The 22903-nt window shown below is 45.8% G+C and carries 1 protein-coding gene (only partly in view); it reads left to right on the top strand.

Going from position 1 to position 22903, the window contains the following annotated elements; genetic code table 11:
* Positions 1 to 22545, top strand: partial view of an Ig-like domain-containing protein gene (locus F607_RS0102525; RefSeq protein WP_027706783.1) — the 3' portion only. Its footprint begins 22530 nt before the window's first position; the window shows 22545 of its 45075 coding nt (coding positions 22531-45075); its start codon lies beyond the left edge, outside the window; its stop codon occupies positions 22543 to 22545.
* Positions 22546 to 22903: the final 358 nt, after the last annotated feature.

The raw sequence follows: 22903 nt of genomic DNA on the forward strand, positions 1-22903 counted from the left end.
GTAGGGCATTATTTAAAAGGGTTACAGCTAAGTCGTACCTTGCTGGAGTGGTGGGATAGCCATGCTTTTTACTCTATTGATTTACCCTTTGTGCTGAATAGTCAAACGCAACCTGAACAGCTTTACAGTGAGCAGCAGCCACTGCAGCTGAGTATTGCCCAGCCTAATCAGTGGCGGTCAGTAGGCTATCAATTGGCGAATCTACAAAGTGGTGATGATCTATCTCATACAACCCGATTGGATGGCCGGCAGGTAGTGCTTGAGCCATCAGGCTCAACCTTTGCCGTGGGAGGACTCTATCAATTACGGTTAGTCAATGAGCCAGCACAAGTGGTGCAAGGCGTGAGTTTCCAACATGATATTCCCTGGCGCTTAACAACACAGCCTGTGCTGGGACGAGCACCACCGCAGATTACCAGTGTGAAGCCCTCACTGGTTATTAAAGATCAACCTTACACATTTACCTTACATGGCAGTGGTCTAGCTGATATCACCTCATTACAGCTCGGTACGTTGCAGTTGACACAGCAGCAGCTCACCTATGACCCACAAAACCAAGCATTAACCTTTACCGCAGCACTTCCCACTCAAGGTATACAAACCTTACAAATTAATACTGCTCAGGGTGTTCAGCGGATACCTGCAGCGTTGAATGTCGTCTCACCGTTAGTGATTACCCAGGTCCAGTCCAATTATATTGGTGGCGTTGACCAGGTCAGTAATCAAGCAGGACAACAAGTAACGGTGGATATCAGTGGTTACTCATCCGATGTCACACTCCATTGGTTCCCTCAGTCAGGTGGCTATCAGGCAGGTACCGGCAATCAGGTGGCATATCAGGTACAGCAGCCTGCAAGTGGTCAGACTGGTAGCACAGCGCAGCTTCAGTTCGTAACGCCAGCGAGTACGGCAGGTTTGCGGTATCAGGTGGTGGCACGCCGTGCACTTCCTGCGACGGCTGCGGTGGAAAGCCATACAGCAGCACAAATGCTGTTGGTGGTTGATGATAAGGCCCCTGCTATTAAGCTTGTGCAAACACTCAGCTCACAACAGCCACTGAGATTAGAGGCCAGTGAACCGATACAGGCAAGTGGGCCCAGGGCATTCAGTGTGACTAAAATCTTTAAGGATTACCAAACCCACAGCTCACCTCAGGAAGATATTTCTGGGCGGTTTGCCGACTTACTGACTCAAGGTAACCAGCTATTGCTGCAGCTTCGTCCTGGTCAAACACTGGAGGTCAACGCCTTTTACGAAGTGAAGCTGTTTGGACTGCAGGATCAGTATGGCAATGCAGCAGCTGATAATGCGTTAATCACTCAGGGTACGTTAACCACGCTATACCAGGGTACTGACTCACTGCCTCCTAATAGGCAGTCAGTCACGTTGGTGAATAGTACAGATAATGCACCTGTCACCACTGCTACTTTAGTGAAAACCGGAAGTCGTTATCGCTGGCAAATTCAGGCAAATGATAACTACCTGGCCTCGGAAAAACTTCACTACAGCTATCGGTTATCGTTCGATGGGGGGCAAACTTATGCAACCAGCTGGCTTACTGCCAGGCAAGGGAACGTTGATATTGAGGTGCCTGCTGGTACCGTTGGTGTTGCGTTAAAAGCAATGATCAGTGATGGCAAACAAAGCATTGAAAAAGTTTGGCAGTTTGCCGCGACAGATCCTAGTTTAACATTGCAGCGCATCACCATGACCCCTTCACCTGCAGAAGAGCGACAGCAAAGCCTGATGGCTTTTGAGTTAACCGGTGATGTGGACCTGGTGCAATCAGCCAGCGTGCTCATTGACAATGGACAACAAGCAGGCTGGCAGCCAGTGACCATTGACCCTGCTACCCACCAGTTAACCTTTACCCTGACCCAGCCACGGCTATCTGATCTACCAGCCGCCGCCGGTAGTGGTCAAACGACTCGGCAAATCCCAGTTAGCTTACGTTTACAACTTGGCAATACGGGCACTTCACAACTACTGACCTTTACCGATAGCTATCTATTGGGGCCTGATGCTACTCCTCCACAGATAAGTATTGTCAGCCCTCTAGAGGGTGAGCGTGTGGCGAAAGGGCAGTCATTGAAGGTCTTGTTGAGTAGTTTTGACCAGTTTGGCATTGACCGTGTTGAGGTTTGTGTCAATGCCGCTGATGCCCAGCAGCCATTTACTGATGCTACAGCCTGCCAGGTCCTGACAGGTAGTAATCAGCTGACCTTAGCCATTGCCAAAGATGCCCCTGCACTCTTGCGGTTACAGGCAAGGGCTATTGATCTCAATGGTTTGGTCAGTGATACCGCCACCGTGCAACTGGCCACAGTGGATGCTACGGATATCCTGCCAGAGTTGGCGATTGTTGCGCCTAATCAGGGGCAAACATTTTACAGTGGTGAGACCCTTAATCTGTCGCTGCGCATGGTGAACCTGGCACAGGCTGAACTACACGTCGCATTAGCCGGTGATACCCAACATACTAATAATCCAGCATCAGTGATGATCACCAAACCGAGTGCAGAAACGGACTATGTTTCGTATGCACTGACCTTACCTGAAGTAACTGAGGCGATGGTTGCAGTACTTAAACTGACCACTACAGCCAGTAGTCAACTGCCATTGCCTATGGTGAGTCAGCAGTTGATTAATGTTTTACCCGCTCCTGGGATCAGTACTGCCCCAGAGATTAATGTGATTCCAGCACAGCGGGTGCTGTCGGGCAGTGAGCTGTTGATTCAGGTCCCCATACCAGAGGGCATGACGGACTTTAGTAAGGCCTCAACAGTTGCAGTTGCTGGGGTTGATCAGGCGCAATCCTTCGCCTTTGGCGATCAATGGCGGCATCTGCGTGTAGTGCCTGGTAATGCTGCCATCGATATTGCTGCAACCTTGCAGAACCGAGCTAGGCAGCAGGTGCAGCAACAGCATTCCGTGCAGCGGATCAACTATCTTTCTGAGCAGCCGTCGACCTACTACCAGGCAAGAACAGCGGGTTATGCGCTTGGCCAGCTGGTGGTCGTGCCAGGCTATCGTCCTGATCCAGCTGCGCCGGTTAACACGACTGAACCTGTGCAGGGACTGGTTTGGGTGGAAAATCGTTACCAAGGCGGCTATCAGCTGCGTGACCAGCATCAGGTGCTGTATACCTCACTGCAAGGGCGCCTGCAGCAGCTGAGTTTTACCGGAACAGGGCTGGTGGCGGTTGAAACCTCAGCAGAGCAGCAACAACTGCTATTCTGGCCGCTGATATCGGGTACGCAGTCAGGCGATTCCGTAGGGCGGTTTGGCCCTCCCATTAAGCGGCTCTTCCTCGCAGAGCTGTTAGGTGGTAGTGGTGACTTTATCTTTACCCGTTCGGGCAACGTGCTGAGTGGGCTTCAGTATCGCCCAGGCTCTGCATCCCCCGGTTTACTGTTACCGATGCTTGGCAAATCGCTCAGTGGTGATATCCAGCAGGCAGTGGTTGTTGAGCAGCGAGTCATGGTGCTTGTGAAGCGAGAAAATCAACAATCAGCATTAGTGATATTGACACCATCATCGGGTCAGCAGCTACATATGGCAGAAATAAACAGTCTGCTAGTCAGCGAACTGACATTACCTGAGGAGGGCGGAGAAAACACCAATAACTGGCAGGGAATGAGCGGGTTGAGTGATGAGCTGTATCTATGGCGAGGGCAACAGCTACAGCGAATCCGGCTGACTGATCCTGTTCAGCCCAACAGTTGGACACGGCAAAAAATCTCGATGTTGGGTGATATTCAGCAGGTGGCCCATGACGGTTATTTACTTTGGGTATTGACCCAAAGTGCGTTAGGTAACTACTGGGAGGTGTGGCATCAGGCCGAAAGGGTTGGCCTGATACCTCATACAGCTCATGAAGTATTAATCACGGCACAAAATCTATTTAAGGTCGAAGCAAATACCATCACTCAGCAGTCACTGCTTGCCAGTGCTGCGCAGTTAAGTACTCTTGACTTGACTGAGCCAAACTTGGCGGCCACCAGTATTGAGCAGATTGCACTGCCTGGAGGCTGGCTGTTGACTGGCTTGCCAGCAGCTCCCCTGCAAACAGCACAAAAATGGTATATCACTAATCAGCAGCAACAGCGGTTGCCTGCTCAGCAACTTTCAGTAATCCATACACTTAACCAAACCTTGCAGCATATTCTGGGGGCAAGTGCGCCCAGTTTGCCACTGTCAGCCGCAATACTATGGTTACCGGCTCAGCAATCTGAGCAGAACATTGTGGTCCATGGTCTGTCTCATAATCAGCATCTACAGCAGGTATTGACGCTACCTGCCAGCGTCAACACAGACTATCAGTGGACGTTACCTAGTCAGCGACAAAGCTTAGCAGAGCAGGGGCACTTACCTTTGGTGCTACGTGCCCAGCAAGGTAGTCCTTCATTACAGCAAGTACAGATTAATGATCAGTTGCTTACGCCAACCTATGACATTTGGGGGAACTACTATCTCGACTGGCCTGCAGCAGCAACCGGTGAGATGGTGCTGGCTATGCAGCAACCACTGCAGCAGCAACAAGCGGTCGATACGGTTGCTAATGAGTCGTTAGCCACCATGGTCATTGCTGGGATCGTAAATAACTCAGTGCATAGCGAAGGCAGTGAGGTGCAGTTATCTGTTTCCGTCACCGGCTTGGATGAGACCTTAATCCAACAGGGTATGACAGTTCAGGACTTACAGCTGCGCCTAGAAGACTTTAATGGTGCCACAGTGTTCAGTGAGTGGTTAACCGATGCTCAGTTAACGCAGGTGCTTAATGAGGGAACGGTATGGCGCTGGCGATTACCTCAGGTTGAACAACAGGCCAGTTACCGCATCAAGGCTCGGGCCTATATTGGTCAAGCTCGTTACGTCACGGAGCAGGAAGTTAACCTGCGGGTGATTCCCCAAGTCACCCTTGCAGTGCCTGAGCTACTGCCTTTACCTAACCATACTTATGCAGGTAGTACACTCAATCTGGCCTTTAAGCCAGACCAAGCCAATTTGGCTGGGCAAGCCGTGCAGAAAAGCATTGCTATTTACGATGAGCAGCAGCAACTCCTGCATGCTGGAGGGGAGCAGGTACGCTTTACGGTACCAAACGCTGTTCGTCAACTACGGGTAGTGGCTACGGTTGATGATGGTTTGGGTAACCAGCGACAGCAGCAATGGCAGCTGAGCGTTAGGGCTGCTCCGCAGTGGGCTATTTCAGCAGATTCCCTGCCATTTGATGCTTTTCTCCCCGTGGTAGGAGGTTATTGGTATAGCCAGGGGGCCACACTGCGAAACCTGCAAGGTCAGAGTTTTACCGCTAATGGTCCGCTGACTGCACTGGCTATGGTAGGCGCCCGGTTGGCCCTGGCAGAGCAAGGGATCGGAATCACGCTGGCGGTGACTGAGGGTAATCAACTACAACGACAGGGCCATTATCCCTTAGCAGGGCGTGTACAGTTAATGGCCAGTAATAGTCGTCAGCTACTTGTTGCGCATGGGCAGCGTTTAACGCTGTTGGATACTGATAACTTTAATGCTTTAACTCAGGACTCGGGTACTACGGTACCGCCTAGTTGGGTGCTTGAAAGTCCGATATTGGGTGTGCAACGTTATGGCAGCGACTTTTTGTGCTTAACACAGCAGCGACTCTGGAAAATTACTGCACAGGGGCAACAGATTAAGTTGCTGGATGGACACAGCCAGTTTGCAGGAAATACCTTCAGTGCAATGGCAGTGTATCGTGATGCAATTTACCTCGCACTGACTAATGCATCAGCTAGTCAACAGGGGTTGATCAGATTGGTGAGCGGGCAGTCACCTCAACATATGATTTTACCGGTTAATGCTCAGCGCTTGTTGGCATTATCAGGTCAGCTATTAGCACTGGATAGCCGGCAACAAACCCTGCAGCAGATCGATATCAGCTCACCGGATGCCATTCAGATAACAGCAGAGTGGCCTATTACCTTGAGCGTTGATGTTGATAGTGAGCAGCAGTCGGTGCTGGCTCATAATGCACTGAATCAAAGTGCATTGAGTCAAGGCAAGTTGTGGCTTGGTGGGAAGGCCGGTCAGGTCATAGAGTGGCAGCGCATGACTGATTATCAGACACAACTGGTTACCTCAGCTGCACTATTTGCCGCCAGTTATCCAGCTCCAGAGCACGTACTGCCTCAAACAGAGGGTTTTCGTGGGGTTGTCAGTGATGTGGCACTGGCACAAGGAACCCCCATACTGGCAGGGGGACACTGGGGCGCAGCCTGGTTGACGGCTACTCAGCAAGCGGGTTGGCAACTGCAAGCTTATCCTCCTCAGGCTTTTACCCAGGCAACCCAGCAAGTAGCAGCGAATATTCACTATCAGTTTATGGTTCAGCCTGGCTTACAGCGGGTGTTGATACAGCACAGGCAAACCAACCAAGTACGAGAATTTATCCGTAATATTGATCCGCAGGCCATTGCCTTGACAGCGCATCATTTAATCATTGCAGCAGGGAGTGAGCTGTACTGGTTACCGCTGCCTGCTGCCGGACAACCATTTACTTCAAGTCCATATAAAGCGGACTCAGCGCCACACTTATCGCTGGGTACAGCAGCCATTCAGCAACTTACCGCGCATGGGCAAAGTGTCGTGGCACTGCTGGACAACGGTCAGCTATGGCAGGTGACTGCAGCCGTTGCGGCGGCAGGACAGCATCAGCCATGGCAACCCCCATTGCTATTGAATGAAGGTGATGTCGATCAGCCGACGGCAATGGCACTAGGGGATGGCGCGCTATGGCTTGGCCAAGGCAGCCTGATACAGCGCCTTGACTTGATTACCCGACAACGCCAGGACATACCACTGAATCAGTTACTGTTGAGCTACCTGGTTTATCAGGATGGCCTGCTATGGCTAGCAGCCCAGCAAGCGGATAATACTGGGCAATATTGGGTTCAAGCCTTAGATACTCAGCAACAGCAACTCATTGCTGATAGCCGCCTCAGTATGGATAAGCCCATTACCGCGATGGCGGTAGATGCCAATCAGCTATTGCTGGGCTATGGGGTACAAGGGGCGCAACTTATTCAAATCCCTGAACAAGTGCTAACAGCCAGTGCTAGTCGCCAGCAGCCCTTACCACAAATTATTTCTCACCTTGAAGTGCCTTTACCTGTGCAATTCGTTCAAACCCAAGGTATTGCCGCAGCCGCAGTGTATGCGAATGAACAGCTTATTGCCCATTGGCATCAGCCTCCTTTCACAGGTACGGTGCGTTTACCTCCCTGGCTACCCACAGGACAGACACTTCAACTAAAAACCACGGTAGAAGACGTCAATGGTCGAGTTATAAGTGCTACCTCTGAGCCTTTTTTGGTGCAGCTACCTGCTCAACCTGGCAACACCTTCCGAGTGCAGGCTTTATTTGCAGAGCACAGCTGGTCGCCAGCACCTTTCATCGCCGAAGCCAGCATTCAGCAGAATCAGCAACCCATTGCTCAAGTGCTATTCCTCCATGCGGAGCAGGAAAATGGTCCCTGGCAGGTTGCCCAATCCCTGGTTGGTACGCCTTATATCTATCGGGATAATTTGGTCACACCTGCCACAGGTACTTATTTGAAAGTGCGTGCGGTGGATGTGTTTGGCAATGTGGCAGAAAGTAAACCACGGCTGTTCTACCGTCATGCGGACAATCGACCGCCACAAATCAGCTTAACTGTAGCTGGGTCCGGTACCCAACAGCTCACCACTAGCCAGGGTGAAGTGACTGCACAAGCCACACTGGGAGAGTCATATCACTTCAATGTGTCGCTAGAAGATGCTGAGAGTGGCATTGAGCAGGCATTGTTACGAAAAGATGGACAGGTCATTGCTGCGGCCTTTGCGGGTCAGCCCTTGCATTATGCTGTGGTGCCTAGTGCTGTTGGCCAAGCGGAGTATCAGCTGGAGGTTAGGGATAAAGCAGGCAATCAGCAGCAGCTTCGAGCAGTGGTCACCGTTGTTGGGGATCGTTATCCAACACTTGAGGCGTTGGCAAGTAGCCCATCCTCACAAATTTATGAGCAACAGTCTTTTTCAATCACGGTATCGGCTAAAGATGATATTGCGATACGTCAGTTGCAGGCTACATGGAATGGGCAGACACAAACCATTTCATTTGATCAGCCACAGCTCCGCAATTATAAGTTGACCTTAAGTGATGCCCGGACTGAGCGTTTAACTCAAGCCATTACCGATACGTTGACAGTTCAGGTCACGGACAGTAGAGGGCAAAAGGCTCAACAGACTCTTTCCTTGCAGGTTTTACCTGACCCCGTTCCCGATGCCAGCCGTATTAGCCTGAATTACCCGGCACAAACGGTATATGGGGCGACAGTGGCGATTAATTTGCGGCATTTAAGTCAGGCTGATGCGATGGCTGATGCGTTGCGCCTAGACCTACTGCAAGTGACGCAGACAGGAACCCATGTGCTGACTTCACTCACCAATCATCAAGGTCGCTATGATAACTATACGCACTATGTGCGCTTGCCTGTGCAGCCCTTACCTGAGCATCGTTACCGCTTTAAGGTGGTATTAACTGATCGTTTAGGCCAGCAGCAGCAAGGTGCTGAGCAGCAAATTATCCTGACCCAAGCACCCACAACATTAGTGTTTACCGAGGTTGCCAAAGTGGTCAAGGTAGGACAAGCACCGGTATATCAGGTGCGGGTGACGGATGCGAATGGTACTGGGGTAGCGGGTCAGCGTGTACAGTGGGGGTTAAGGGATAGCAGCAGTGGCTATGTAAGTCAGCAGGGAACGAATTTAACGGATACGGATGGCTATGCCAGTTTAACTCTGAATACGTCACGGCAGGCTAAAACTTATGAGCTACAAGTATCACTGATGGATTACGCTGCCATTGCTATGGTGCGTCAGCAAATTGAAGTACAAGCAGGCGTGGTCGCGGAGCTTCGTTTTAGTCATTTACCCGCCACAGCTGCGGGTGACAATCTGGGCATTGCCGTGCAAGGTGTTGATAGTCAGGGTAATAGGGTAACAGATGATAATCGCACCCAGTTTCTGATCCGCTTACCGAACACCCAGTTCCAATGGGTACCTAGTGAACAGTTAGTGGTTCAATCGGTTATTGAAGGTAGCCAGAACCTATCACAAGCACTTGTTACTCTAGCCAATGGCCAAGCGCGTTTAGTATTACAAGCCGCCACTCAGGCTAACCGTTATTTACTGCCACTACAGACAGCTCAAGGCCAAGGGGCGCTCCGCTTCAGCTACCAGCTGGATGCTCACCAGTTGGCTTTCCATACAGTGTCTCAGTTGCCCATTAACGTGATTGCTGGAGTCCCAGCCAGTGTCTTACTGACGGATGCACAAGGTCAACCACAAGCTTCAGGTGATGTCGCTGCAGTAGATACCCATCATGAGGTGGCATTACAACTGCGTTTGATGGATCGCTTTGGCAATCTAGCAGCTAATCAATCAGCAATGCATGTGCCTGTTTATACCACCGAGCCTGCGCAGATCAATCAACAAGGAGTTACCAGTCTCATTGCATTAAGTCAGGGGCAAGGTCAGCTGGTGGTTACCAGCGAGCAGTATGGCGAGGCAACCGTGGCGATTGGTCTAGCTTCAGGTGAAGCACCTCCTGAGTTAACCGGCATTGATCATAGTAGTGTGTTCCGCATCCAGTTCAGCGCGCAGCCACCTGAAGTCAGTCAAGCGTTGGCGACTAATCAGCAAGGCAGTAATACTATTCAGTTTATTTTCACCTTCGATGAGCCTATTGAGCTGAGTGGGGCCAATGGTGCAGCAGTTACCTTGCGACCAAAAACGGGAGATACCATTACGGATACTCCCATAACCGGTACCGTGAACTTACAAGGTCCTCAGCAGCTGGTATTTAGCCCTGCAAGTCCAGTGGCACTGGGCAGTTGTTATCAGTTTGATACCACAGGTTCAACATTAAAGGCTCAAGGTCGAGATGAAGCGATCAAAGTGCAGCAAGGAGAAGTCTGTACACCGCATTTACTCTGGAAATATGGTCAGAATATCAGCGTATCTGCCAGTCAGCTCACTGATCCAGCACCTGCTCATAGTCCTGCACAGTTTATGTTGACAGACCCACTATCCATTACTGCACCGCTGAGTCTGTCGTTACCGTATCAACTGGCTAATGGGCTCAGCCGGTACTTGTTAACCAACCTGAAAATTCATATTGGGTCGGCCACGCTGGGAGCTGAGGCAGTCTCCAGTCGAGATTACACTACCAGTGCATGGCTCACCCTGCCTGTAAACTATAGCTATAACGAGCCAACCATTTCAGTCGTACTCCCTAAAGACCTGCTGGATCAGCTGGCGGCATTATCACCACCGGTAAGGGCAAATGAGCCAGTCCTGGTGCAGCTGAGTGGCGATTACCGGGTTAATAATGAGCAGTCCTTTAAACTTCGGACAGGACGCCTGGCTGGTGTGAAGGTATTTGCTGAAGCTCAGGATACTGATCAAGATGGGCTGATTAATGGCCTGGAAATTATGCTGGGTTTAAGGCCAGATCTGGCTGATAGTGATGGTGATACTAAAGCTGATGGTGACGAAGACCTGGACAGTGATGGTTTATCAAATCTGGCTGAGCTGGCAGAAAAAACTCGATTAAACCGCTATGACACGGATGGTGATGGTTTATCCGATGGCAGTGAAGTACTGACCCATAAAACCAATCCACTCCTGGCGGATACTGACGAAGATGGTATCAATGATGGGGAAGAAGTCAGGCGTATACCTCCTACCTCGCCATTATTGGCCGATACCGATAACGATGGTGTGAATGATTACACTGAGCTTGTCAACGGGCTTGATCCTACCCGCAATGATATGGCTGAGGACCGTGATAATGATGGGTTAAGTAATGGCGATGAAATTAAACATGGTACCTACTTATCAGATTCAGATTCAGATAATGATGGCTTAAGTGATGGTCGAGAAGTAAATGAACTAGGGACTAACCCACTGTCCAGAGACACTGATGGTGACCTGCTAGCGGATGCTGATGATCCTGAGCCCCTGATTGCTGACCAGCAGCCACCACAGGTGGTAATTGCGCAACCAGCAGCCAATCAGCCGTTACTGTATGGACAACAGCTGCAGGTTAATGCAGAGGTGACCGAGGCTGGTCGGCTGGTAGAAGTGATGTTCCTGGTCAATGGCGTACAGGTCGCTCGTCTTACTAAACCTCCTTATCAATTCGCGGTGCAGCTACCCAGTGCGGGTAATCAGGTTGAGTTTGAAGTCCAGGCCCTGGATGTCAGTAATAACCTGGGCACCAGTGGCCCACAACCACATGCACTACAAAATGATCCGTTAACCACAGTGATAGGTCTGGTAGTTGATGGTCAAAATCGACCATTAGCGAATGTTAATGTGCAAGTAGCAGGGCAGTCTGCACAAACCGCACAAGATGGCTCCTTTGTAATAACTCAAGTGCCTGTTGCCCGTGGTGAGCTAGTAGCGCTGGTCAGTGGTCAACTGGCAGGTCAACCGGTTAATACCTTGAGCGAAGCTGTACAGCCAGTTTGGGGTGGGACCACCCAAATGGGCACCATTACCTTGCAGACACCTTTGGTCAATGTGGGGTATTTCAATGCACGACAGAATGCGGGTCAACTGTATCAGCGGCAGATTATCGAGCAGGCAGGCTTTAATGCCGTCCTGTTGAATGACTTGCAGTCTACTAGCCTGAATGCACTGGATATGCTGGTGCTTGACATTAATGCCGATCGAGTTGATCTGAATGCACAGCAACGGCAGGCGTTAGCTGATTTCGTAGCGGTAGGTGGCGTGGCCGTAATTCATGTAGCTTATTGGCGCAGTAATGCCTTGGACTGGTTGCCTGGCAGCCCTGCGACCAAGTTGCTAAGTCGCTATGCCCACGATAATAACTATCCCTTTGATCGTTGGGATACGTTAGCGGATGGTAAGGCTGGTCGCTTTACTCAATTAACACAGTCATATGCTACTCGGTCTTATTTACCAAAAGACAGTCTAGCTGCAACAACGCAGGCTTTGATGTTCTGTGGAGAACGTTATCAGAAGCAAGTTTCCGCCATTTGGTATGCCTATCAGCAAGGCTGGGTGTTCTTCTCAACCATTGGCCTTGAAATAACAAATGAAAGCTCCGTTGACCGGCAAACCTATGCACCGAATGTCTTGGCTTATGCCTATGAGCGCTCACTACTGGATTCGGATGAGGATGGTTTGGCTGATATTCGGGAAGTGAGTGCAGGTACTAACCCTTATCAAGCAGACTCTGATGGTGATGGTTTATTAGATGGGTTTGAGCAACGTTTTGGCTTTAATCCTTTGCAAATGGGAGAAGAAGATGCTGACCCGGATAATGATGGTTTAACCAACCTGGCGGAACAGACGGCAAAAACCCATCCACAGCAAGCAGACACCGATGGAGATAACTTAACCGATGGACGTGAGGTTAATGAAATTCACAGCAGTCCACTCCTGGCAGACACCGATAATGATCGGCTGAATGATGATGTGGAACTGGCCAATGGTGCTGATCCCACTAAAGCTGATACTGATCAGGATGGTTTAACTGATTATGAGGAGATCAATCAATGGTCAACCCGCCCTGATAAAGTGGATAGTGATGATGATGGTATCAGTGATGCTATCGAAGTCCGCTATTTTGCAGAGCATGGTAATAAACCATTAAATCCAAATAACAGTGCAGATGCAGATGAAGACTTTGATAACGATGGTTTGACCAATAAACAGGAAGTGGTGGAGTACCATACCGATCCTACCCAAGCTGATCAGGATGGTGATGGCTTATCCGATGGTGCGGAAATAGCGCAGGGTACCAATCCCGATAATCCTGATAGTGATAATGATGGGTTACTGGATGGTGAAGATAGTCATCCAAAAGATGTCGATACTCAGTCACCCCAGGTTGCTTTGTTAAAACCTGCAGCGGATAGCCGGTTACTACATGCCCAGCAGCTGGAGATTAAAGCAGAAGCAACGGATGACGGGCGAGTGGCGTCATTGGGTATTTATATTAATGGCAGCTTGTTACAGACCATTAATGGTGGCACAGCATCAATAACCTACACGGTTCCTGAGCAAATCGACACGCTACGTCTGGAAGTGATGGCCACTGATACGAATGGTAATCAGGCTACTTCAGGTGTGTTTACCTATACCGTCACCGATGATCCAGGTACAGAAGTGACTGGTCAGGTGCTTGATGCGCTAAACCAACCAGTAGCGGGTGTTCAGGTCAGCATCGGTACCCAGCAAGTGACGACCAATCATGAAGGGCGCTATCAGTTTACTCAGTTAGCAGCTACGGCTTTGACCTTGCAAGTCACTGCAGAAACGTTGTTTGGTAAGCAGCTAATGACTGCAAAATCAGAACCTTTTGCACCGATACCGGAGGGCCGGGTTGAGGTGCCTGCCTTAGTCTTAAAACGTTCAGGCGGCTGGCAATTGGCTGAAGGATTATCTGATGCTGAGGTGACTTATCCAAATCAAATAACTTTTAAACATGAAATTGATGGTGGTGGATATCGATTTGATTTTTATAGTAATGGTTATATCAGTCGGGGTCATAGAGATCCTGTCATTCAAGCTCATAGATTATATGTTAATGATGAAGAGTATAGGGGACCACAAACAGTTCAAGGCAGACTATCTGGTAGAGAAATTTATTTTCCAGCTGTAAAAATAGGTGAGTTGGACGTAAGTCGAAGAGTTTTTGTTCCCTACAGTGATTCCTATGCACAATATTTGGAACGAATTACTAATACCTCAAATGATGTCCAAAAAGTTAATTTGACTATTAACGGACGGCTTGGGGCATGGGCAAACTCTTTGATAGTTGAGACGAGTTCAGGTGATCAGGGGTTTGATAGTCATGACTATTATGTAATTGTTGATGATTCGTATAGCTCATGGCGTGACTCTACGGGCTTTTTGTTTGGTGATACGAGTGACAAAACCCTTAAGCCCAGAAGAGTGAGCATTAGTGGCGGGTTTTATAATTTTGATTTTGAGTTTACGTTATCTCCTCAACAAACAATTTCTTTATTACATTACGCTATTCAAAACCGGTCCAACTCATATATAAAAACAATTATCACTAGATTATTACAAGAAGAAAGAACCTTATCGGCGTTAACAGTCGAGGACTTTAACGCGGTAGCAAACATTAAAACCTACATAGATACCGACAAAGATGGCATTGCGGATGCTGATGAAGTGCCGCTAAAACTTGACCCTCTTAATAAGGACAGTGACGGTGATGGTCTGGAAGATGGATTTGAGCAACGCTATGGCTTTAATCCACTGTCACCAGCTGGTGCAGGTGAAGCAGATCAAGACCCAGATAATGATCAGTTGAGCAATTTATTAGAGCAACAGCATAAGTCGAATCCTACATTAGCGGACACGGATAATGATGGCTTATTGGACGGTGCAGAAGTATTAACCCATCACTCAAATCCAACACTTGCAGACTCTGATGGTGATCGACTTTCTGATTTAGAGGAAGTACAAGCAGGTACTTCTCCATCACTGGTAGATACTGACAATGATGACCTTACTGATTATGAAGAGTTAAAAGATTACAAGACGAATCCTCTGCAAGCGGATAGTGATAATGATGGGCTGTCGGATGGATATGAGGTCAATCATAACTTGCAGAATGTTGCCGCAACGGATGATACGGACAACGATGGCTTAACAAATTTACAAGAGTTTGGCTTGGGAACTAACCCTCGGTTAGCCGATACTGACAATGACCAATTATGGGATGGTTGGGAGGTTAATCGCTTTAATACAAATCCGCTCGCTAATGATAGCGATGGTGGGGGTGGGTATGACAGTGATGAAATCTTAGTTCATGGTACAGACCCTAATAGTGCTAATGATGATTTCAGTATTTATGATACGGGCAGCTATTTTTCAGATGAAAATAGCCGGTACTGGGAAGTAAGAGAAAATGGTGCAGCTGCTATCCGTTACCGTGGGGGTGAATTTACCCGTCTGCAATTATCTCAACAAAATAGCACGATCAATTATGGCAACAATCGACGACACTTAGGTTCTGACGGTCGAGAAGTGTTCTTTGGTATCCAGTCAATTCATAGTTTGCTCGTAGGACGGCGGACATATATTCCCAATGTCGGTGGTGCTTTTGTACGGCAGATGGAGATTTTGCATAACCCAACGGATGACGAGATAACTATCGCTGTCTATTTAAAAGGCCTGTTTTTTGTTACTGATCAATATACGGAGATACACACAACGTCTGGTGATGATGTTTTAACCCTTGATGATGATTATTTGATATTAAGAAATAAAAATGATTCATCTCACCCAGTGTTAGGCCATGTTTTTGCTGGTCCTCATGTTATGGCTGACCCAACAGATGATACTTATGGAAGAAGTAATGATAATGATTGGTTAGTTGCCTTTAATGTCACTGTTCCTGCTAAGAGTACACGGATACTGACGCACTTTTTGCGGCAAGAGGGCAGTGTTGAATTAGCCTTAGAAAATGCTAAGCAAACACAGCGTTTTGAGTCAGCAGCCTATAATTATTTAACCCCAGAGCAGCAAGCTGCCATTGTTAATTTTTATGCCTACCCAGATCAAGATCAGGACGGTTTAAGTGATGAGCAGGAAATAGCGCTGGGTACAGATCCAAATAATATTGATACCGATAATGACGGTATTGTTGATGGTAAAGATACTGAGCCTACTCAAGCTGATACTGAGTCACCCGTTATTTCAATTATTGAAAAACCTGATTCAGGTACTGAAATTTATGCAACTCAAACCATCAATATTAAAGCCAGTATTACCGATAATGGTTTGGTAAAACAGGTTATTGTTAAATTAAATAATGAGCAAATTATTACTCGGGATAAAGGTGGGGAGCAGACCTTTGCTATTCAGCTATCCGAAGCGACCAGTCAGCAAATCGATATTATTGCGGTAGACAGTAATAATAACCAACAGCTTTCAACGTTGAATTTAACGATTAATCCAGACCCAGGAATGACTGTATCAGGACGTTTAGTCTTCAGTGATACGTTGAATGGTGAGGATATTACCCAGGGACTAAGGGATATTACCGTCAACATCATGAGTAAGGCTGCCAGTGAAAGTGGTGGGGAAGTTATTGATACCGCTGACTGGCCAAGTATTGTTACCAATCAAGATGGCTATTTTACCTTAAATCATATTCCTTCCTTAAAAGGAGAATTTGTCGTTGATATTAATGCTCAAATGGGTAACCAACCGATAGTTTGGCGTTCCGAGCTCATTACTCCAGAAGCGAAAAAACAATTAGCGTTAGGTGAAATTGAACCTAAGTGGCAAATTATTGATGGTGAATTTTTGAAAAAAATGGGGCAGTTTAATGTTGAGATGAGGCAGTATGACTTAGATAGTGAACAATTAGTTTATACATCGCTAAATGATGGAATAATTCCTCATTTTTACGGCGAAGATTATATTGCTTACTCGGATGATAAACCACAGTTTTTATTAGGTAACGGTACCGTTATTTTTGGCAATATAACTAATGGATCGACATTATCTCAAGATGCTTATCAACAGTTGTTAGCAACCAGGCCTTATCTTATTTTCTACCATGGTGAACAACTACCAAAACGAACGTTAAACTATTCCGTAGGCTTTGAGTGGGGTACAGAAAGTGACGGTTATAGTGAAGTTCCTGAACGTTTCTCTTCAAGCCCTATTCAAGTAATTAACTTTGAAAATCAAGAGCTGTTAATTACCTATCAAAATGTGCCTGATAAAGTCCATTTTGCAATTAATCCTGGAGGTGTCACTAATCCTGAAAATATAGATGTTATGCGAATTCCTATCGGGTTGACCATTGATAAAAATACAGCCATTGAATTTAACTACCAAAATCCACAAGTAGTTAATAAACGCTATATTCGCTTAGCACCATTAGCCGATGGTGGTTATTGGGTGACATCTGGCCACTTTGGGGATCGCTATTTAGTGGATAGTGACCGGGATGGTATACCTGATATTAAAGAAATATTGATGAGTTTAGATCACCAAAATCGTGATACGGATGGTGATGGGTTATTCGATGGCTTTGAAGTGACATATGATTATGAACCTCGGTTTATTGGTGAGGTTGGAAGTGAAGCTGGATTTGATTGGGATGAAGATGAATTAACCAGTTTACAGGAGCAAGAGGCATTAAGTAGCCCTTCATCTGAAGATACAGATGGAGATGGTTTACTTGATAAGGACGAAGTCAATACACATAACACATTACCTTACTCACCTGACAGTGATGGTGATTTATTAGCGGATGCGGCAGAAGTTGCCATAAATTTAAATCCAAATCTTGCAGACAGTGATCAAGACGGTTTGGATGATTATGAAGAAAAAATGATTTATTTCACCAATCCTTTACAAGCTGATTCTGATAATGATGGAATGCCGGATGGGTTTGAAATTAAGTACCAGTTAACGCGAACTGGTGCTGAAGAAGATACTGATGGAGATGGTTTAAATAATAAAGATGAAGCTACTCATGGTACGAATCCTCGTCAGCCAGATACTGATGGTGATTATTTATGGGATGGTGAAGAAGTTACCGTGGGTAGTAATCCTTTATTGGCAAATTCTGATGGACAAGGACGTCAGGATGGTGAAGAGATATTAGTTGACTACAGTGATCCTAGCCAAGCTGCAGATGATCTTACAGCTAAGGAACTTGTGGAAGGAACACTACAGTTTACACCGTTAGATCATATTCGTATTAACCGTGAAGGGCGGTTGGTTTTTGATAACAATACAGTACTGACAGCCTTTGCTCAGTTAACACTTGGGTTTGATACTGGCACCTCAACTTTATTTGATGATGATATAAAACGTTTGCATGATAATATTGGAGCAGCTGTTGCGGAAATTACCCTTGATAATGGTGTTAAAAAAGCTGAGGGTATGATTAATTTCAGGTTGCAGCAAATAAATAATGTTCGAGTTACACGAAAATTACAGGTTATTAATGATCAAACCCAATTTATTTCTGGCCTTCGATATTTAGAAGTATTTAGCAACCCTACTGATGCTATACAGCCTGTGAAAGCACGGATTCTTTCTGATTTTACCTACCGAACCCAAAGCCAAATCATCACCAGTAGTGGTGATGATCAATTAACCGCAGAAGATCAGTATGTGATCTTCCAGGCTACAGATCGCTATTCTAGAAAAGCATATTTTGCACATGTTTTTGCAGGACCCAATCGAGACTTACGGCCTGCACAATCAACAGGTATCAGAGTTGATTCTAATAATGATTGGCAAATTGATTATGAGTTTAACATCCCTGCAAAAAGTACTCGCTATGTGTTGCACTTTTTCTTAACAGCAAGCAGTGTAAATGAGCTACAGCAAATGGTCAGCAAAGTATTAACCATGCCGGAAATGGTAATTACAGGACTCACAGCACAAGAGCAGCAGCAAACGTCGAATATATTTGCATTTACTGATCAGGACTTGGATGGTGTGGCTGATGTTGATGAAGCAGGTCAGGGTACCGATGTGGCTAAGGCTGACAGTGACGGTGATGGACTATTAGATGCAGAAGACCCTGCACCACAACAAGCGGATAATATTGCACCCAGTATTAATATTCAGGGTATTAGCGAGGGACAACAGGTCATTGCAGGGCAAACACTTAAATTACAGGTGCATACAACAGATGATGGTAAAGTGGCGCAACTGCAATTGGCTGAAAACAATACGGTATTACAGACCATCACGGATCGAGCGCAACTTAATAGTGGAGATGGATATTCAATTACCTATCAAGTACCTGATCAAGCAGGACAAACCGCTGCTCAACTGACATTTACTGTGCAGGATACAAATAATAATCAACAGACTAAAACTGTTAATTTAACGATTATTACTGATCCAGGTACAACGTTAACTGGTCGAGTCATTAATGAGTTGGGGCAGCCGCTAGCAAATGTAACTGTGATAGTTGATGAGCAAAATAGTGTTCAGACTGATACTGAAGGTCGATGGAAAATAGAGAATATTCCTGCACGGGTGAGTGAGCATCAAGTTCGTTATTCACTACTAGCGGGTGGTTATACCTACACAAATAAAGAAGTGCTGAATGAATGGGTCAGTGGTGGAGAAACCCAACTGAATGATATGACCCTTACTTTCGCTGGAGAAGCAATGCCTGTGCTACGGGATACAAGTCAGCAGCAGCCTTCAGCTCATCAACCTATAGGTGTTAAACAACCGGTTCATCGCAATGCACTATTACCCATTACACCGAAAAACTGCCGTATTTTTGGGGAGCCATGTCGGCAAGTGTTAATTGATTTTGCTGGGATACTTCGTTTATTACCTGAGAGTCAATCTGCCTTTACTACAAGATCACCGTTTCTAGCAATTTTGGGTACACAGGAGCAAGCGCCAGAATCGGGTGATGTCTATTATTGGGAAGATAATCAGCGGTGGGTACTTCAATGGCAGAGTATCCCCTTGCATGCTAATAATATCGTGCCTGTACCAATGTATGAGGAAGTACCTACTGTTGAAATATTTAATGATGATTTATTACCAGGTGATGAGAATCCATTCTTAGTATGGCTACGCAGTGATGCTCCCTTGTCACTTAACGTTGATCCTTCAATACCTCGAAATAGTTATCGATTGAATATGAGTAAAGATGGAACGATAAAACTTTATTATCAACAGGTTCAACTTGAGGATGGCTTCAGTGCTCATATTTCCCTATTTAAGGACTTTGCTCGTTATAAATTTAATAACTACAACTATCGGGTAGATTTTCAGCAAGCAAATAATTTATCTTTTCCAAATAATGGTACGGATGCTAATGAGAGGTATGAAGGAACATTCCCACTCTCTAATCATATTATTACCTACTTGCCTGATGGCACAGGTCATTACCGTATTACCACTGAACAAGCCTGTGTTGATAATGACCACGATGAAGTATGTGATGGTCGTGAGTATATACTAGGTATGAGTACTGAAAAGCAAGACACTGATGGCGACGGGCTATGGGATAACTTTGAATTAAAATATGGTTTTAATCCATTAGTTGATGAAGGTATTAATGATCAAGATACCGATCAGGATGGCTTAACCACGCTTCAAGAACAGCTGCATTTTGCTAACCCCAAACAAAAAGACTCTGACGGCGATGGTATTATTGATGGAGAAGAAGTTAATAGCCATCAAACCTTAGCATACTCAATACACAGTGATGAAGACTTATTAACGGACCAAGAAGAGTTAGCATTAAATACACAAGCTAATAATAAAGACTCTGATAACGATGGCTTAAGAGATGATTTAGAAATCATCCATTATACCAATCCAAAACTTGAAGATAGTGATCAGGATGGTTTAAAAGATGGGTTTGAAATTAAATATGATTTACAGCGTGTATTACCAGAAGATGATAGTGATCAAGATGGTTTAACCAACCTTGAAGAACAACAATTAAATACCAACCCTCGTGCAAAAGATACAGATCAGGATGGATTATCAGATGAGCAGGAACTTCGTTTTGAAACTGATCCCACACGGTTTGATACTGATAATGGTGGGCGAGGTGATGCAGGTGAAATACTTGTAGATATTACTGATCCTTATAATGGGTTTGATGATTTTATTCGTGGTAATTCTTCTAATGTTTGTGTTTGGCTGGATTATCGTTGTAACCCCAAAGTCTTCTTCCGTGACAGCAATGGTGGAGTCTGGGCACCGACAGTGCTGTATGGTGGCATAGGTAATGGTAATTATTATGATGGAAGTGCGAGGAATGATAGAGAGTGGTTACATTTGAAATACAAAGTTGGAGGTAGCATTATTACCCGTAATGATAACCAACGGTATACCTCAAATGCTCTTGATTCAATAGCAAGCTCAATATTTGGACGATATCACTCTTATGGATTAAGCCCTCAATATCAACAGCTCTACTACCCTAAAGTTAATTTAAGTAATCAGTTAGCGGCTACAAGAACAATCTATATCTCTTCCTATGGGCAGCCATTTGTGCGCTATATTGATACCATTTCTAATCAAGGTCAACTACCCCAAACAGTGAATTTAGGCTACGAGTTAGGTGAGATAAGTCATGGTGAAATAGTGGCCACATCCAGTGGTGATTTATCATTTGATATTGCACAGGATCGTTATGTTATCAGCCAAACGGGCGAAACGAGCTACTTGATCTGGGTGTTTGCGGGTAGTGCATTAGTTGAAAACAGTGGTATAAGTACTGACCCGGTTATAAAACCATCTATTGATGGAAGTCAGAAAGTAATTAATTATACGATACATTTAAGTTCAAGAGCAGGTGCATCCATATTGCATTTTGTGGCTATGGCAGAGTCACTGGAAAGTGCTAAACAGCTTGCTGAAAAAATAGTGAGTTTACAGGGGAATACATTGGATGGAGTACCTAGTCAGTTGCGTGATACTGTACAGAACTTTGCAGTATGCACAGATAATGATAATGACCTGCTGTGTGATTATGAAGAGAGTGTTTCAGCATCTACCGAAAATATGGATGCAGATAATGACGGTTACATTGATGGATTAGAACAACGTTTTCACTCTGAAATAAAAAATACAGAGTCGATTCCTGAACATAGTATTTTTGTAACAGTTCCTCAAGCGGTTGGTAATAGTCGGCTTTATAAAGTCAATCCTCGTAATGGTGCCGCAACGTTAATAGGTGATACTGCTCACCAACAGATAGCAGCAATTGATACGACAATAACGGGTGATTTAATTGCTCTAGCAAAATCTGATTCAACTACTGAAAACTATCAGTGGATTACCTTTGATTTAGAAAGTGGTATGACATCAACTTACTATGAAAATAGTACAGCTTTTGGTGGAGTACTTCCTGTTATAAGTAATAAAGTTTCTAGCGAAACCTCAATATCCAGTAATTCAATTACAGATATACTCGTACTGGGGTTAAGTAATAGTACTGATGGATACTTAGCACTTGATACTGGAAGTCAATCAGCCAGAAATCGGTTAGGTATTTATGAAATAGGTGAGCAATTAATTGATCTGACAGAGCAAGATGAAAATGTTGAGTCGTGTGGCCAAGCTATTGCTCAACGTGGTAATTACCCACAAGCACCCGTCTATGTGATTGCTGAATGTAAACTCTTTAAAATCGACTTAGTTAATAACAAAATACTGGCATCTGGCGACATATCGTTTCCAGACTCTTTAGGAGTGCAGCGTAAAGTTATTGCAATGGATTATCATCGTTGGCTTGACAAGTTTGTTGCCATTATTTCGGATAAAATAGTGGAAAATGGACAAACACGTACATGGTTAGCCTTAATTGATCCTCGTTATGGAGATATTCGGTTTATTGGTGAGACGGTCACGGGTGCGAATACGATATCAGTATTGTTACCTGATGAAATAGTGAAGCGACCCGCTAGACCTCCATTTAGATACTCGATGCCATATTAATAATGAGGTGGCTATTTACAACCTAATGTGCATAACGCAGAAAATAAGGGTATTTATTTCACCCGCCGCAGATGGCCATCCGTGGCCGCTGCGGCATAACGATGCTCCCGGCATCTGCTCCATAAACACCCTTAATTTCTGCAGGTAAACATTGTGCATTAAACTGACAAGTTGGCTTACCTATATGGCTAATGTGAAGTGTATTTTTAGGATTTTTTTGTATGGATCAGATAGTAAGGCACAGTAAGACCAACACCACGAAACCGTTTGCGACATGGATGTCGCAGCCGAGCCTCCAGGGATGGATTTACGGCGTGTTGAGTGGTGTTGGTGCTATCTGGGCAAACGAGTGGTCCAT

Origin of the sequence: Zooshikella ganghwensis DSM 15267, from assembly GCF_000428585.1 — a bacterium.
In the GTDB taxonomy this organism is placed as follows: Bacteria; Pseudomonadota; Gammaproteobacteria; order Pseudomonadales; family Zooshikellaceae; genus Zooshikella; species Zooshikella ganghwensis.